Raw genomic sequence first — 14,737 nt, forward strand, 5'->3', positions numbered from 1 at the left:
TATCCGCGGTATCGATCGCTGCCAGTAAAAAAGGCGCATCCCCTTGCAAGGGATGCGCCTTTTCTTTTGCCGCTGCCGTGGCGTCGTATCAGCTTGCGCGGGGTTTGCCGGCCGGCATCGCCGGCAGTTCCAGCAGTACTTCCAGCCCGCCTTCAGGCAGGTTGCGCAGCTTCAGCGAACCCTGGTGGTTCTCGGCGATATTGAGCGCGATGGTCAGTCCCAGCCCGGTGCCGCCGGTATCGCGCGAGCGCGATACCTCCAGGCGGTAGAAGGGTTCGAATACCGATTCCAGTTCCGACTCCGGGATGCCGGGGCCCCGGTCGCGGATGCGGATCGCCACGCGCTGCTGTTCCAGTGCAATGCTCACGCGCGCCAGTTGGCCGTATTTGCAGGCATTGTCGATCAGGTTGGTCAGGCAGCGACGCAACGCGCCCGGCTGGGCCATGACGAAGGCGCGGGTATTGCCTTCCAGCTCCACATCCTGCCCGGCATCGGCGGCATCGGCGCAGACGCTGTCGAGCAGTGAGTCGATATCCAGCGCCTGGATTTTTTCCGACGAATCCATGCTGCGCGCCAGGTCCAGGCCTTCGCGCACCATGCCGTGCATCACGCCCAGGTCGTCGATCAGCTTTTGCTGCAATTCGGGATCGGCCACCTTTTCCAGCCGCAGCCGCATGCGCGTCAGCGGCGTCTGCAGATCGTGCGTGATGGCCGCCAGCATATGCGTGCGGTGCTGGATCTGGCGCCGGATGCGCGCCTGCATGGCATTGAAGGCGTGCGCCGCCTGGCGGATCTCGGTGGGGCCGGTTTCCGGCAGCGGCGGATGGTCGATGTCGCGCCCCAGCTCCGCCGCGGCCTGCGCCAGCTTGCGGATCGGGCGGGTGGCCATGCGCGCCACCAGATAGGCCAGCATGGCGATGAGCAGCAGGAACAGCGCGATGTATTGCAGGCCGTATGGCGCGCCGCGTCCGCGCAGGACCGGTGGTTCGCCCGGCTGGTGCAGGCGCAGCCGCAGCAGGCTGTGGTCGTGCAGGCTCACGTATACCACGCGGCAGGTTTCCCGGCGCGGGGCTTCGGCCAGGCGCCCGTCGCGGTAGGGCGAGGCGCATTCGGTCTCGCGCTGCACCGCGATCTTGCGCTCTGTGCCCAGCCGCGCCTGCAGGAGGTCGATCACCGGGCCGCTGCTGGCATTGGCGCCGGCCGCGTCGTTCATGTCGCCCACGATATTCGCTTCGAAGCCGAAATTGGCAGCGGCCTGCAGGACGATGGCGCGTTGCTCGGCCGGGATATCGTCGACCGCTTGCACGAGCTGCTCGATGCGCTCTGCCAGGTGCTGGTAGCGCAGTTCGCGCAGCGAACTCTTGCGCTCGTTGGAGGCCAGCCAGGTGGTGGCGGCGATGGCCACCACGATGCCGGCCAGCAGCAGCACGAAGATGCGGTTGCCGATGGAGCTTGCGAAATCCTTCATAAATCCCTCATTGCGCGCGGCCGGCGGTTTCCGCCGTCACGGTTGTGGCCAGCACATAGCCTTCGTTGCGCACGGTCTTGATGATCGCCGGCGTGCGGGCGTCGTCGCCCAGCTTCTGGCGCAGGCGGCTGATCTGGATATCCACCGAGCGGTCGAACGGGTCCGACTCGCGGCCCTGGGTCAGTTCCAATAGCTGGTCGCGGTTGAGCACCCGGTTCGGATGGTCGAGGAATACCTTGAGCAAGCGGAACTCGGCGCCCGACAGCGCCACCACCACGCCATCCCGGTCCACCAGGTGGCGCGCCGTCAGGTCCAGCGTCCAGTTGGCGAAGCGCATGGCCGCCGCATCCGGCTGCGCCATGTTGGGCGGTAGCGCCTGCGTGCGGCGCAGCACGCTGCGGATGCGCGCGAACAGTTCGCGCGGCTCGAAGGGTTTGGCCAGGTAGTCGTCGGCGCCCATTTCCAGCCCGAGGATGCGGTCCAGCGGCTCGCCGCGCGCGGTCAGCATGATCACGGGGATGTTGGAGGCGGCGCGCAGGTTGCGGCACAGGGTCAGCCCGTCCTCGCCGGGCAGCGTCAGGTCGAGCACGATCAGGTCGACCCGGGATTCTTCCAGCGTCTTGCGCATCTCCGCGCCATTGGTGGCGGTCAGCGTGCGCAGGCCGTTGCCGGCCAGGTATTCGGCCAGCAGGGTGCGGATCTCGCGGTCGTCGTCGACGATGAGGATGTGAGTATTTGTATCCATGCATCGCATTATGCCGAAGTTGTTAAGCCCGAAGAGGGGGGATTTGTATCGCCTCTTAACAAGGGTTGGGCAAGACACAAAACGATACTCGACGGCCTGCCCGCATATACAAAACGATACAAATGACGGGACAGGGGAAAAACTGGCGATACACGCCGCCGGTTTAATGGGAACCGTGCAAAGACAGCACGACACAGCGAAAGGAATAAATCATGTTCAAACTCAAGACCCGCATCCTGGCCGGCATCGCCGCCGTGAGCATCAGCGCCGTGACCGTGGCGGCATTCGCCCAGGTTCCGTCGCCGGAAGGCCCGCACGGTCGAGTTCCCAGCGCCGAACAAATCGCACGGTTCGAGCAGATGCGCGCCAAGCGCCAGGCTGAACTGCATGACAAGCTGAAGATCACCGCTTCCCAGGAAGCCGCCTGGAAGCTGTTCCTGGACAAGACCAAGCCGGCCCCGTTCGACCAGGCGGCGCGTCCGAGCAAGGAGGAGTTCGCCAGGATGACCACGCCGGAGCGCCTGGACAAGAAGCTGGAATTCATGCGCAAGCGCGAAGCCTTCGCCGAACAGCGCGTGGCGGCGACCAAGGAGTTCTATGCCGGCCTGTCGCCGGAGCAGCAAAAGACCTTCGACGCCGAATTCGCCAAGATGGAGCGCCATCGCTTCGAGCATATGCGCCATGACCGCAAGGGGCCGCCGCATGGCGACAAGCCTGCGCCCGACGCCTCCGCTCCGGCCGCCAAGTAAGGATGCGGCTGGTCCCGGCATCCCCGGCAAAAGCCTTGCGGCGTCCACCGCAAGGCTTTTGCATTCAGGCCGGCTATTGGGCGGTATTTTTTACACCTGTTGCCCGTGGCGCGCAGGCGGTTTGCTGGGTACACTGCGAGCCTCCCGCCATGGTCGGGCATGGCGGGCGGATGATATCCTCGCGCATTGCCGGGAATGCAATGTTCTGGCGATCCGCGCGACGGATCCAGCGTAGCGGAGCACATCGGATGAAGGCCCGGTTGGGTCAGACACAGGCCTTCATCCCGTGTCCTTTGCGACTTTCAAGCCGGAGCACCCGGATGGGCGCTTCGGCCGGACCTTTTCTTCGCGATCAGCAGCTTGGTTTCATCACATGACAAACACAGCAAATTCCGGGCAGCAACCCCCCTCCAATCCGAACCCGTCTTCGCCATCCCGCGGCAGCGTCCTGCGGCGCTGGTGGTTCTGGGTCATCGTGCTGGCGCTGGCCGCCGGCGGCGGCTACAAGTACTGGTCCAAGAAGAAGGCCGATGCGCAGCAGATGGCCGCCATGGGAATGGGCGCGGGCGGGCGTCCGGGACCGGGCGGCCCAGGCGGGCCGGGGGCGCGGCGTAATGGCGGCTTGGGCGGCGGCTTCGGCGCCCAGACCATGCCGGTGGGCGTGGCCCAGGCCAAGGTGCAGAACGTCGACGTCTACCTCAACGGCCTGGGTTCGGTCACGCCGACCGCCACGGCCACCGTGCGCGCCCGCGTGGACGGGCAATTGCAGAAGCTGCATTACAAGGAAGGCCAACTGGTCAAGGCCGGCGACCTGCTGGCCGAGATCGACCCGCGCACCTTCCAGGTCGCCGTCACCCAGGCCGAAGGCCAGCTTGCGCGCGACCGCGCCTTGCTCAATTCGGCCCGGCTGGACCTGAAGCGCTACCAGACCCTGCTGGCGCAGGACTCCATCGCCAGCCAGCAGGTCGATACCCAGGCCGCCCTGGTCAAGCAATATGAAGGCACGGTCAAGGCCGACGAAGGCGCGCTGGCCAGCGCCAGGCTGCAATTGTCGTTCTCCCGCGTGACCGCGCCGATCAGCGGCCGTCTCGGCTTGCGCCAGGCCGATGTCGGCAACAACATCACCACCGGCGACACCAATGGCCTGGTGATCATCACCCAGCTGCAGCCGATCACCGCCATCTTCAGCATTCCGGAAGACAATATCCCGAACGTGCTGCGCCAGCTGCAAAGCGGCCGCAAGCTGCCCGCCGAAGCCTGGGACCGCGAGCAGAAGAAGAAACTGGCCGACGGCGTGCTGCTGACCATCGATAACGTGGTCGATGCCACCACCGGCACGGTCAAGCTCAAGGCGCAATTCCCCAATACCGATTACGCGCTGTTCCCCAGCCAGTTCGTCAACATCCGCCTGCTGCTCAACACCGAAGAAGGCGCCACCGTGATCCCGACCGCGGCGATCCAGCGCGGCGCCAAGGGCCTGTTCGTCTACGTGGTCAAGGACGACAACACCGTCACCGTGCGCAACATCAAGACCGGCGCGGTGCAGGGCGACGTCACGGCCATCACCGACGGCGTCGCCGCCGGCGAGACCGTGGTGGTCGACGGCATCGACCGCCTGCGCGAAGGCGCCAAGGTGGAAGCCGTGGTGCGCGGCGGCGCCGACGATCCGGCCAACAAGCTCGGTGCCGACAACCCGCGCCGCTCCGGCAAACGCGGCCAGGGCGGCCAGCCGTCCGGCGACGCCGCTGCCGGCAAGCAGGGCGGGGCAGGCGAGATGTCGCCGGAAGAGCGCCAGAAGCGCTGGGCCGAACTCAACAAGCGCATCGATGCCGGCGAATTCGGCGAAGAGATCAAGAAGCTGCCCGAAGACCAGCGCCGCCAGAAGATGATGGAATTGCGCCGCCAGCGCGAAGCCGCCGGCGGCAGTGCGGGCAACGGCAACAACGGCAGCAAATAAGGCGCACGCATGAATCCATCCCGCCAGTTCATCCTGCGGCCGGTCGCCACATCGCTGTTGATGCTGGCGATCCTGCTGGTGGGCATCGTCGCCTACCGGCAATTGCCGCTGTCGGCCTTGCCCGAGGTCGATTACCCGACCATTCAGGTCACCACGCTCTATCCCGGCGCCAGCCCGGATGTGATGACGTCCTCGGTCACCGCGCCGCTGGAGCGCCAGTTCGGCCAGATGCCGGGCTTGAAGCAGATGTCGTCCACCAGTTCGGGCGGCGCCTCGGTGATCACGCTGCAGTTCAACCTCGACCTCAACCTCGACATCGCCGAGCAGGAAGTGCAGGCGGCCATCAATGCCGGCGGCAACCTGCTGCCGTCCGACCTGCCGATGCCGCCGGTCTACAGCAAGGTCAACCCGGCCGATACGCCCATCATCACGCTGGCGGTCACCTCCAAGACCATCCCGCTGCCCAAGGTTCAGGACCTGATCGACACCCGCCTGGCGCAAAAGATTTCGCAGCTCTCCGGGGTCGGCCTGGTCAGCCTGTCGGGCGGCCAGCGCCCGGCCGTGCGCATGCAGTTGAACCCGCGCGCCATCGCTGCGCTGGGCCTGAACCTGGACGACATCCGCACCGCCATCGGCAACGCCAACGTCAACCAGGCCAAGGGTAGTTTCGACGGCCCCACGCGCGCCTCCACCATCGACGCCAACGACCAGTTGCGTTCGGCAGACGAATACCGCAACCTGATCATCGCCTACAAGAACGGCGCGCCGATCCGCGTCTCCGATGTGGCCGACGTGGTCGACGGCGCCGAGAACGTGCGCCTGGGCGCCTGGGCCAACACCCAGCCGGCGGTGATCGTCAACATCCAGCGCCAGCCCGGCGCCAACGTGATCGCGGTGGTCGACAGCATCAAGAAGATCCTGCCGCAGCTGCAGGCCAGCCTGCCCGGCGCGATCGACGTGCAGATCCTGACCGACCGCACCACCACCATCCGCGCCTCGGTGGCGGACGTGCAGTTCGAGCTGCTGCTGGCGGTGGCGCTGGTGGTGATGGTGATCTTCGTATTCCTGCGCAATATCCCGGCCACCATCATTCCCAGCGTGGCGGTGCCGCTGTCGCTGGTGGGCACTTTCGCGGTGATGTACCTGGCCGGCTTCTCGATCAACAACCTGACGCTGATGGCGCTGACGATTGCCACCGGTTTCGTGGTCGACGACGCCATCGTCATGATCGAGAACATCTCGCGCTACATCGAGGAGGGCATGCAGCCGATGCAGGCGGCCCTGAAGGGCGCGGAGCAGATCGGCTTCACCATCATCTCGCTGACCTTCTCGCTGATCGCGGTGCTGATTCCGCTGTTGTTCATGGGCGACGTGGTGGGGCGGCTGTTCCACGAATTCGCCGTCACGCTGGCGGTGTCGATCCTGATCTCGGCGGTGGTGTCGCTGACCCTCACGCCGATGATGTGCGCGCGCCTGCTGCGCCACCAGCCGGAAGAAGAGCAGGGCTGGTTCTATCACAAGAGCCAGCTGTTCTTCGACCGCGTGATCGCCCGCTACGGCGTGATGCTGGAATGGGTGCTGAACCGCCAGCGCCTGACGCTGCTGGTGGCCGTGGGCACGCTGGCGCTGACGGTGCTGCTGTACGTGTTCATCCCCAAGGGCTTCTTCCCGCTGCAGGATACCGGCGTGATCCAGGGCATTTCCGAAGCCTCGCAATCGGTTTCCTTCGGCGCCATGGGCGAGAAGCAGCAAGCCCTGGCCAAGGTGGTGCTGGAAGACCCGGCGGTGGAGAGCCTGTCCTCCTTCATCGGCGTGGACGGCACCAACGCCACCTTGAACAGCGGCCGCATGCTGATCAACCTGAAACCGCGCGAGGAGCGCAACCTGTCCGCGGCCGACGTGATCCGCCGCCTGCAGCCCAAGCTGGCCCAGCAAGTGCCGGGTGTAACGCTCTACATGCAGCCGGTGCAGGATCTGACCATCGAAGACAGCGTATCTCGCACGCAATACCAGTTCACGCTGGAAGACGCCGATCCCGACGAGTTGAGCACCTGGGTGCCGAAGCTGGTCGAGCGCCTGCAGCAGGTGCCGGAACTGGCCGATGTCGCTACCAACCTGCAGGACAAGGGTTTGCAGGCCTATATCCAGATCGACCGCGACGCCGCCTCGCGCCTGGGCATCACCACCGCCGCCATCGACAACGCGCTGTACAACGCCTTCGGCCAGCGCCTGATTTCCACCATCTACACGCAGTCGAACCAGTACCGCGTGGTGATGGAGGTCAAGCCGGAGTTCCAGCGCGGCCCGCAGGCCTTGGACAGCATCTATCTGGTGACCTCGGCCGGCAAGCAGGTGCCGCTGTCGTCGATCGCCACCGTCACCGAGCGCACCGCGCCGCTGGTGGTCAACCACATCGGCCAGTTCCCGGCCGCGACCATCTCGTTCAACCTGGCGCCGGGCGCTTCGCTGGGCGAGGCGGTCAAGGCGATCAAGGCGGCCGAGGAAGAGATCGGCATGCCGGCCTCTACCGTGACCAATTTCCAGGGCGCGGCGCTGGCGTTCCAGGCTTCGCTGTCCAATACGCTGTGGCTGATCCTGGCGGCGGTGGTGACCATGTATATCGTGCTGGGCGTGCTGTACGAAAGCTACATCCACCCGATCACCATTCTCTCGACGCTGCCTTCGGCCGGCGTGGGGGCGCTGCTGTCGTTGATGATCTCGCGCAGCGACCTGGGCATCATCGGCATCATCGGCATCATCCTGCTGATCGGCATCGTCAAGAAGAACGCCATCATGATGATCGACTTCGCGCTGGAAGCCGAACGGCACGAGGGAAAGAGCCCGCGCGAGGCGATCTACCAGGCCTGCCTGCTGCGCTTCCGCCCGATCCTGATGACCACCATGGCGGCCTTGCTGGGAGCGCTGCCGCTGATGCTGGGCAGCGGCGTCGGTTCCGAGCTGCGCCAGCCGCTGGGCATCACCATGGTCGGCGGCCTGCTGGTGTCGCAGGTGCTGACGCTGTTCACCACGCCGGTGATCTACCTCGGCTTCGACAGCCTGGCGCGCCGCATGCGCCAGCGTTTCGGCCGGAAGAACGCCGACGGCGATGGTCACGATGGCCACGACGGCCAAGCCTCATCGCTGCCGCCGGCGGTGTGATGCCATGAATATTTCGCTGCCCTTCATCCAGCGGCCGATCGCCACGACCTTGCTGACCATCGGCATCGCCCTGGCCGGCATGGTGGCGTTCCGCCTGCTGCCGGTGTCGCCGCTGCCGCAGGTGGACTACCCGACCATCTCGATCTCGGCCTCGCTGCCCGGCGCCAGCCCGGAAACCATGGCCGCCACCGTGGCTACGCCGTTGGAACGGGCCATGGGGGCGATCGCGGGCGTCACCGAAATGACGTCCACCAGTTCGCAGAACTCGACCCGCATCACGCTGCAGTTCGACCTCAACCGCGACATCGACGGTGCCGCGCGCGACGTGCAGGCGGCCTTGAATGCGGCGCGCAACCTGCTGCCGACCGGCATGCCGAGCAACCCGACCTACCGCAAGGTGAACCCGGCCGACGCCCCGATCATGATCCTGGCGATGACTTCGGACACCATGACCCAGGGCCAGATGTACGACGCCGCCGACAGCATCGTGGCGCAGAAGCTGTCGCAGGTGCGCGGGGTGGGGCAGGTCAGCGTGGGCGGCAGCTCGCAGCCGGCGGTGCGCATCGAGCTCAACCCGAAGGCCCTGAACAAGTACGGCATCGGCAGCGCCGACGTGCGCACCGCGGTGGCCGCCACCAACGCCAACCGGCCCAAGGGCATCCTGGAAGACGGCGCGCGCAACTGGCAGATCTACGCCAACGACCAGGCCAAGACCGCCGCCGAATACGCGCCGCTGATCGTGTCCTACCGCAACGGTACGCCGGTGCGGGTGTCCGACGTGGCCGAGGTGCGCGACTCGGTGGCCGACGTGCGCAACGCCGGTTCCGCCAACGGCAAGCCGTCGGTGCTGGTGATCATCAACCGCCAGCCCGGCGCCAACATCATCGACACCGTCGACAGCGTCAAGCAGCTCTTGCCGCAGTTGCAGGCATCGATTCCCGCCGCCATCGACATGAAGGTGGTGATGGACCGCACTCCCACCATCCGCGCCTCGCTCAAGGAAACCGAGTTCACCCTGATGCTGTCGGTGGCGCTGGTGATCATGGTGGTGTTCCTGTTCCTGCGCAACGCGCGCGCCACGCTGATCCCGGCCGTCGCCGTTCCCGTTTCGCTGATCGGTACCTTCGGCATCATGTACCTGGCCGGCTTCAGCCTGGACAACCTGTCGCTGATGGCGCTGACGATCGCTACCGGTTTCGTGGTGGACGATGCCATCGTGGTGCTGGAAAACATCTCGCGCCACATCGAAGCCGGCATGAAACCGGTCAAGGCGGCCATGCTGGGTGCGCGCGAAGTCGGCTTCACTGTGCTGTCGATGAGCATTTCGCTGATCGCCGTGTTCATTCCCATCCTGCTGATGGAGGGCATTGTCGGCCGGCTGTTCCGCGAATTCGCGATCACCTTGTCGGTGGCGATCCTGGTCTCGCTGGTGGTGTCGCTGACCACCACGCCGATGATGTGCGCGGCGCTGCTGCGCCACGACCCGCGTTCGGACGAGGAAAAGCGCCGGGAACGGCAGCGGCGCCATCCCCTCTGGCAGAAGATCGTCGGCCAGACCGAACACATCTTCAACGACATGCTGCTGGGCTATCAGCGTTCGCTGGCCTGGGCCTTGCGCGCGGCGCCGCTGATGATGCTGATCCTGCTGGGCACCATCGCCCTGAACATCTACCTGTACAAGGCCATCCCCAAGGGCTTCTTCCCGCAGCAGGACACCGGCCGCCTGATCGGCGGCATCCGCGGCGACCAGGCGATCTCCTTCCAGGCGATGAAGGTCAAGCTCAACGAATTCATCGACATCGTCAAGCAAGACCCCGCCGTGGCCGACGTGGTGGCCTTCACCGGCGGCCAGCGGCGCAACGGCGGCAACATGTTCATCACCTTGAAGCCGCTGGCCGAACGCAAGGAGTCGGCCGACAAGGTGATCGGCCGCCTGCGCATGAAGACCGCCAAGGTGGCCGGCGCCCGGGTGTTCCTGGTGCCGGTGCAGGACATCCGCATCGGCGCGCGGCAGAGCGACTCGCAGTACGAGTATTCGCTGAAGTCGGACGATGTGGCCTTGCTGCGCACGTGGGAGCCCAAGATCCGGCTGGCGCTGTCGAACCTGAAGGAGCTGGAAGACGTCAGTACCGACCAGCAGGACAACGGCCTGCAAACCACGCTGACCATCGACCGCGAAACCGCGATGCGCGCCGGCGTCACGCCGCAGCTGATCGACTCGACGCTGTCCGACCTGTTCGGGCAGCGCCAGATCTCGACCATCTACAGCGGCATGAACCAGTACCACGTGGTGATGGAGGCCGCGCCGCAATACTGGCAAAGCCCCGAGATCCTGCGCGACACCTACGTCAGCCTGGCCGGTTCTTCCAACCTGTCGCCGACCACCTCGACCTTGTCGACGCCGCCGGCGCTGTCGGCTTCCGGCAAGTTGAATGCCAACAGCGGCCTGGCGCAGACCATCTCCACCGCGCCTTCACGCCAGGTCCCGCTGGCCGCTTTTTCCCGTTTCGAGCCGACCACCACCGCGCTGTCGGTCAGCCATGAAGGGCAGTTCGTGGCTTCCACGCTGTCGTTCAACCTGGCCGAGGGCGTCTCGCTGTCGCAGGCCACGGAGGCGATCGAGCGCGCCATGGCGGCGCTGGGCGTACCGACCGGCGTGCACGGCACCTTCGCCGGCACGGCCAATGCGTTCCAGTCCTCGATGTCGAGCCAGCCCTTCCTGATCCTGACCGCCTTGCTGGCGGTGTACATCGTGCTGGGCATCCTGTACGAAAGCCTGATCCATCCGATCACCATCATCTCGACCCTGCCGTCGGCGGGCGTGGGGGCCTTGCTGGCGCTGATGATCACCGGCACCGACTTCAGCCTGATCGCGCTGATCGGCGTGATCCTCTTGATCGGCATCGTCAAGAAGAACGCCATCATGATGATCGACTTCGCGCTCGACGCCGAGCGCAACCGCGGCCTGTCGCCGCGCGACGCCATCTTCGAGGCCTGCAAGCTGCGCTTCCGCCCGATCATGATGACCACCATGGCGGCGCTGCTGGGCGCGATCCCGCTGGCGATGGGCCACGGCGACGGCGCCGAGCTGCGCCAGCCGCTGGGCATTTCCATCGTCGGCGGCCTGGTGGTGAGCCAGCTGCTCACGCTCTACACCACGCCGGTGGTCTACCTGTACATGGAACGCCTGCGCGCCTGGACCTACCGCAAGTTCGGCAGGAACAAGGGCGGCACTGAAACATCGGCGGCATGAGCATGGCCGCCACGGAGAAAAGAATGAAACCGCAACGACTGAACCCGAAACCGCTGCTGCTGGCATTGGCCGCATCCTTCGCGCTGGCCGCCTGCTCGGTTGGCCCCGACTATGTGCGGCCGCAGATGGATGAGCAACTGGGCAATGCGCCGGCCGTCTTCAAGGAAGGCCAGAACTGGAAGCCGGCCCAGCCGCGCGAACTGTCGGCCGACGGCAAGTGGTGGGAAATGTTCGGGGATGCGCAGTTGAATGCGCTGGTGGAGCAGGTCGACATCTCCAACCAGAACCTGGCGCTGGCCGAAGCCAATTTCCGCAGCGCCATGGCCCTGGTGCAGAGCGCGCGCGCCGCCTATTCGCCGACGCTGGACGCATCGGCTTCGGCCACGCGTTCCAGATCCGGCAGTTCATCTTCGTCGACTGGCAGCGCCGGCGTGCGCAACACCTACTCCTTTGCGCTGAACGCGTCGTGGGAGGCCGATGTCTGGGGCAGTGTGCGGCGCAGCGTCGAGGCCAGCCAGGCCAGCGCCCAGGCCAGCGCCGCGGATCTCGCGGCGGCGCGCCTGTCGGCGCAGGCGGCCCTGGCGCAGGACTATCTGCAATTGCGCGTGCTGGATGCCCAGCAGAAGCTGTTCGACGAAACCGTCGCCGCCTACCAGCGTTCCTACCAGCTCACGCAAAACCAATACGCCGCCGGCACGGTCGCCAAGTCGGATGTGATCCAGGCCCAGAGCCAGTTGAAGTCGGCGCAGGCGCAGGCGCTGGACAACGGCGTGTCGCGCGCCCAGCTTGAGCATGCCATCGCGCTGCTGGTGGGCAAGACGCCGTCCACCTTCTCGTTGCCGCCGGCGCCGCTGGCCGCGGTGGCGCCGCCGATCCCGCAGGGCGTGCCGTCGATGCTGCTGGAGCGCCGGCCTGACGTGGCGGCGGCCGAACGCCGCGTGGCCGCGGCCAATGCCAAGATCGGCGTAGCCAAGGCGGCGTATTTCCCGAGCCTGACGCTGTCGGCGTCGGGCGGTTACCAGAGTTCGAGTTTCGCCGACTGGTTCTCGCTGCCGGGCCGCGTGTGGTCGCTCGGCCCGCAGCTGGCGCAAAGCATCTTCGACGGCGGTGCGCGCCGCGCCGCCACCGCCCAGGCCATCGCCGCGTATGACGGCACCGTGGCGCAATACAAGCAGGCTGTGCTGACCGCTTTCCAGGCGGTGGAAGATAACCTGGCCGCGCTGCGCATCCTTGAGCAGGAAGCGGCGGTGCAGGACGAAGCCCTGCAATCGGCGCGCCAGGCGGTGGTGCTGGTGACCAACCAGTACAAGGCCGGCACGGTCAGCTATGTGAACGTGATCACCGCGCAGGCCACGGCGCTGGCGGCCGAACGCAGTGCGCTGGATATCCTGAACCGCCGCATGGCGGCCAGCGTGTTGCTGGCGACCGCCCTGGGCGGGGGCTGGGATGAGAAGAGCCTGGCGGACCTGGCGCCGCTGGCGCAGCAGAGCGAAGCCAAGGCGAAAGCTTTGAAGGACAACGCGGCGCTGCGTTGAACTCAGGGCGTCAATTCCGCTCTGATTGCGCCACGCAGCGCATTGCACACCACGATGTCTTCTGCGCGCAGCAATTCGGCGCGGCTGACCGGGCGCTCGATGGCATCCCACGCCGGATCGGCCAGCAGTACCGAGCGCATCACACCCGGCAGTACGCCTGCCGCCAGCGGCGGCGTCACCCAACGGCCATCCAGCTTGACGAACACGTTGCTGCGCCCGCCCTCGGTCAATTCATCCTTTTCATTGAAGAACAGCATATCGAAACCGCCGCGTTGTTCGGCGTCTTTCCACGCCGCGTCGTAGGCGGCGCGGTGGGTGCTCTTGTGGCGCAGGAACAGGTCGCGGCTGTCGGTGGCGTGAGCAGCGAGGAAGATTTTCACGCTGTCGCCCAGCGGCGCGAGCGGCGCATGCTGGATGGCGATGCCGCCTTGCGCATCCAGCGCCAGCCGCAGGCGATATGCGGTCGCATCGTCGAATGCCGCGCAGGTCTTGTCCAGCGCTGCCCGGATCGCCCCGGCATCGAAGGCGAAGCCGAAGCTTGCGGCGGAGGCGTGCAGGCGCTGCAGGTGCCGTTCCAGATGGCGGCATCCCGAACGCGTGGCGTATATGGTTTCGAACAGGCTGAACGCATGGCCGAGGCCGGTCAGGAAACCGGCCTTCAACTGGCATTCGGCATATTCGGAAGCGGCATCGCTGTCGTACACGATGCCGGCGCCCACGCCCAATGTGCCGCGGCGCAATCCACCGTCCGGCGCCTGCAGTTGCAGCGTGCGGATCGGCACAGACAGGCAGAAGTCGCCGACCGCATGCCCGTCCGCGCGCGGCGCTTCGAACCAGCCGATGGCGCCGGTGTAGAGGCCGCGCGGTGTGCTTTCCAGTTCGTCGATGATTTCCATGGTGTGGCGCTTGGGGGCGCCGGTGATCGAGCCGCAAGGGTAGAGCGCGGCGATGGCATCGGCCAGCGTGGCATCGGCGCGCAGGCGGGCGCGGATGGTCGAGGTCATCTGCAGCACCTGGCCGTAGCGCCGCACGTCGAACAGGTGCGGCACCTGCACCGAGCCGGGCGCGGCGATGCGGCCCAGGTCGTTGCGCAGCAGGTCGACGATCATCAGGTTCTCGGCGCGGTTCTTTTCATCCGAGGCCAGCGCCAGCGCGCGGCGCGCGTTGATGGCGTCGGCATCCGCATCGGCGGCGGGTGCGGCCGGTGCGGTTCCCTTCATCGGCTTGGCTCTGAGCATGCCGCCGGCATGGGCGACGAACAATTCCGGCGAGAACGACAGCACGGCGCTGCCGTCTTCGCAGCACACCAGCGCGCCATACGGCACCGGCTGGCGCGCGCGCAGCCGACGGTAGAGCGCCAGCGGCTCGCCGTAGGCGTCGAAGCACAGGCGATAGGTGTAGTTGACCTGGTAGGTGTCGCCGGCGGCGATGTAGTCGCGGATGCGGGCGATGGCGTCGTTGAATTCGGATTCGCCGACGCTGGCAGTTACGTTGGCGACGCCGGCCGGGGTGGTTGCGTCGGACTCTTGCTGCGCCAGCCAATCATCGGCTTGCGCGGCGCTGAGACGCTCGCAATGCGCGAACAGCATCACTTTGGCGAGAGGACCGCCCGCATGCTTATGCGGCAGCCCTTGCATGGCGGCGCCCAGTTCGTAATCCCACAGGGCCAGCGCGTGTTGCCCGGCGGCCAGCGCCTCTTGCATCTCCGCCAGCAGCGCCAGGAAGCCGGCGGCGTCGGCGCAGGCCAGCGTGCGCAGGTGGCCGGTGTACAGGCGCGAGCGCGGTTCGGCCGGCGTGGCCAGGTGGTCGTCGAGCAGGGCGAAACAAGGAGTCATGGCAAAACCAGGGATAAGGCGGATGCGCGCGCCGCG

At 66.4% G+C, this 14,737-nt stretch carries 8 protein-coding genes; 5 read left to right on the forward strand and 3 right to left on the reverse strand.

Annotated features, from left to right (window positions below):
* Nucleotides 1-88 precede the first annotated feature (88 nt).
* Both J7548_RS16560 and J7548_RS16565 read right to left on the reverse strand, forming a co-directional pair.
* On the reverse strand, nt 89-1,468 hold the full coding sequence (locus J7548_RS16560) for an ATP-binding protein (protein ID WP_290976470.1): 1,380 nt from the start codon (nt 1,466-1,468) through the stop codon (nt 89-91).
* Nucleotides 1,469-1,475: 7 nt separating this feature from the next.
* Nucleotides 1,476-2,213: a response regulator gene (locus J7548_RS16565; protein ID WP_290976473.1), complete on the reverse strand. Its 738-nt coding sequence runs from the start codon at nt 2,211-2,213 to the stop codon at nt 1,476-1,478.
* 212 nt (nt 2,214-2,425) lie between these two features.
* On the opposite strand from J7548_RS16565, the gene J7548_RS16570 reads away from it, so the two are divergent.
* The 5 genes from J7548_RS16570 to J7548_RS16590 all read left to right on the forward strand — a co-directional run bounded on the left by J7548_RS16570 (nt 2,426) and on the right by J7548_RS16590 (nt 12,866).
* Nucleotides 2,426-2,962: a Spy/CpxP family protein refolding chaperone gene (locus J7548_RS16570; RefSeq protein ID WP_290976476.1), complete on the forward strand. Its 537-nt coding sequence runs from the start codon at nt 2,426-2,428 to the stop codon at nt 2,960-2,962.
* A gap of 373 nt (nt 2,963-3,335) precedes the next feature.
* The gene (locus tag J7548_RS16575) at nt 3,336-4,919 is read left to right on the forward strand and encodes an MdtA/MuxA family multidrug efflux RND transporter periplasmic adaptor subunit (protein ID WP_290976479.1); all 1,584 of its coding nucleotides are present in this window, start codon (nt 3,336-3,338) and stop codon (nt 4,917-4,919) included.
* A 9-nt stretch (nt 4,920-4,928) separates the two neighbouring features.
* A complete protein-coding gene (locus J7548_RS16580; RefSeq protein ID WP_290976482.1) occupies nt 4,929-8,078 on the forward strand; it encodes an MdtB/MuxB family multidrug efflux RND transporter permease subunit in 3,150 nt (1,049 codons plus the stop codon).
* A 4-nt stretch (nt 8,079-8,082) separates the two neighbouring features.
* Entirely contained in the window at nt 8,083-11,331 is a 3,249-nt protein-coding gene (locus tag J7548_RS16585) for an efflux RND transporter permease subunit (protein ID WP_290976485.1), read from the forward strand.
* Nucleotides 11,332-11,354: 23 nt separating this feature from the next.
* Nucleotides 11,355-12,866 carry an efflux transporter outer membrane subunit gene (locus tag J7548_RS16590; RefSeq protein ID WP_290976487.1) on the forward strand — a complete coding sequence of 504 codons (1,512 nt, stop codon included), beginning with the start codon at nt 11,355-11,357 and terminating at the stop codon, nt 12,864-12,866.
* Nucleotides 12,867-12,868: 2 nt separating this feature from the next.
* Here the strand turns inward: J7548_RS16590 and pabB are convergent, their stop codons facing one another.
* Nucleotides 12,869-14,701, reverse strand: coding sequence for an aminodeoxychorismate synthase component I (pabB, locus tag J7548_RS16595; protein WP_290976490.1), 1,833 nt, complete (start codon nt 14,699-14,701; stop codon nt 12,869-12,871).
* Nucleotides 14,702-14,737 lie beyond the last annotated feature (36 nt).

It is taken from the genome of Herbaspirillum sp. (genome assembly GCF_017744395.1).
In the GTDB taxonomy this organism is placed as follows: Bacteria; Pseudomonadota; Gammaproteobacteria; order Burkholderiales; family Burkholderiaceae_D; genus Herbaspirillum.

Excerpts from the sequence above, each read along its gene's own strand:
- pabB (WP_290976490.1), bottom strand. The coding sequence starts at position 14,701 with ATGACTCCTTGTTTCGCCCTGCTCGACGACCACCTGGCCACGCCGGCC.
- J7548_RS16560 (WP_290976470.1), bottom strand. The coding sequence starts at position 1,468 with ATGAAGGATTTCGCAAGCTCCATCGGCAACCGCATCTTCGTGCTGCTG.
- J7548_RS16590 (WP_290976487.1), top strand. The coding sequence starts at position 11,355 with ATGAAACCGCAACGACTGAACCCGAAACCGCTGCTGCTGGCATTGGCC.
- J7548_RS16570 (WP_290976476.1), top strand. The coding sequence starts at position 2,426 with ATGTTCAAACTCAAGACCCGCATCCTGGCCGGCATCGCCGCCGTGAGC.
- J7548_RS16575 (WP_290976479.1), top strand. The coding sequence starts at position 3,336 with ATGACAAACACAGCAAATTCCGGGCAGCAACCCCCCTCCAATCCGAAC.
- J7548_RS16580 (WP_290976482.1), top strand. The coding sequence starts at position 4,929 with ATGAATCCATCCCGCCAGTTCATCCTGCGGCCGGTCGCCACATCGCTG.
- J7548_RS16565 (WP_290976473.1), bottom strand. The coding sequence starts at position 2,213 with ATGGATACAAATACTCACATCCTCATCGTCGACGACGACCGCGAGATC.
- J7548_RS16585 (WP_290976485.1), top strand. The coding sequence starts at position 8,083 with ATGAATATTTCGCTGCCCTTCATCCAGCGGCCGATCGCCACGACCTTG.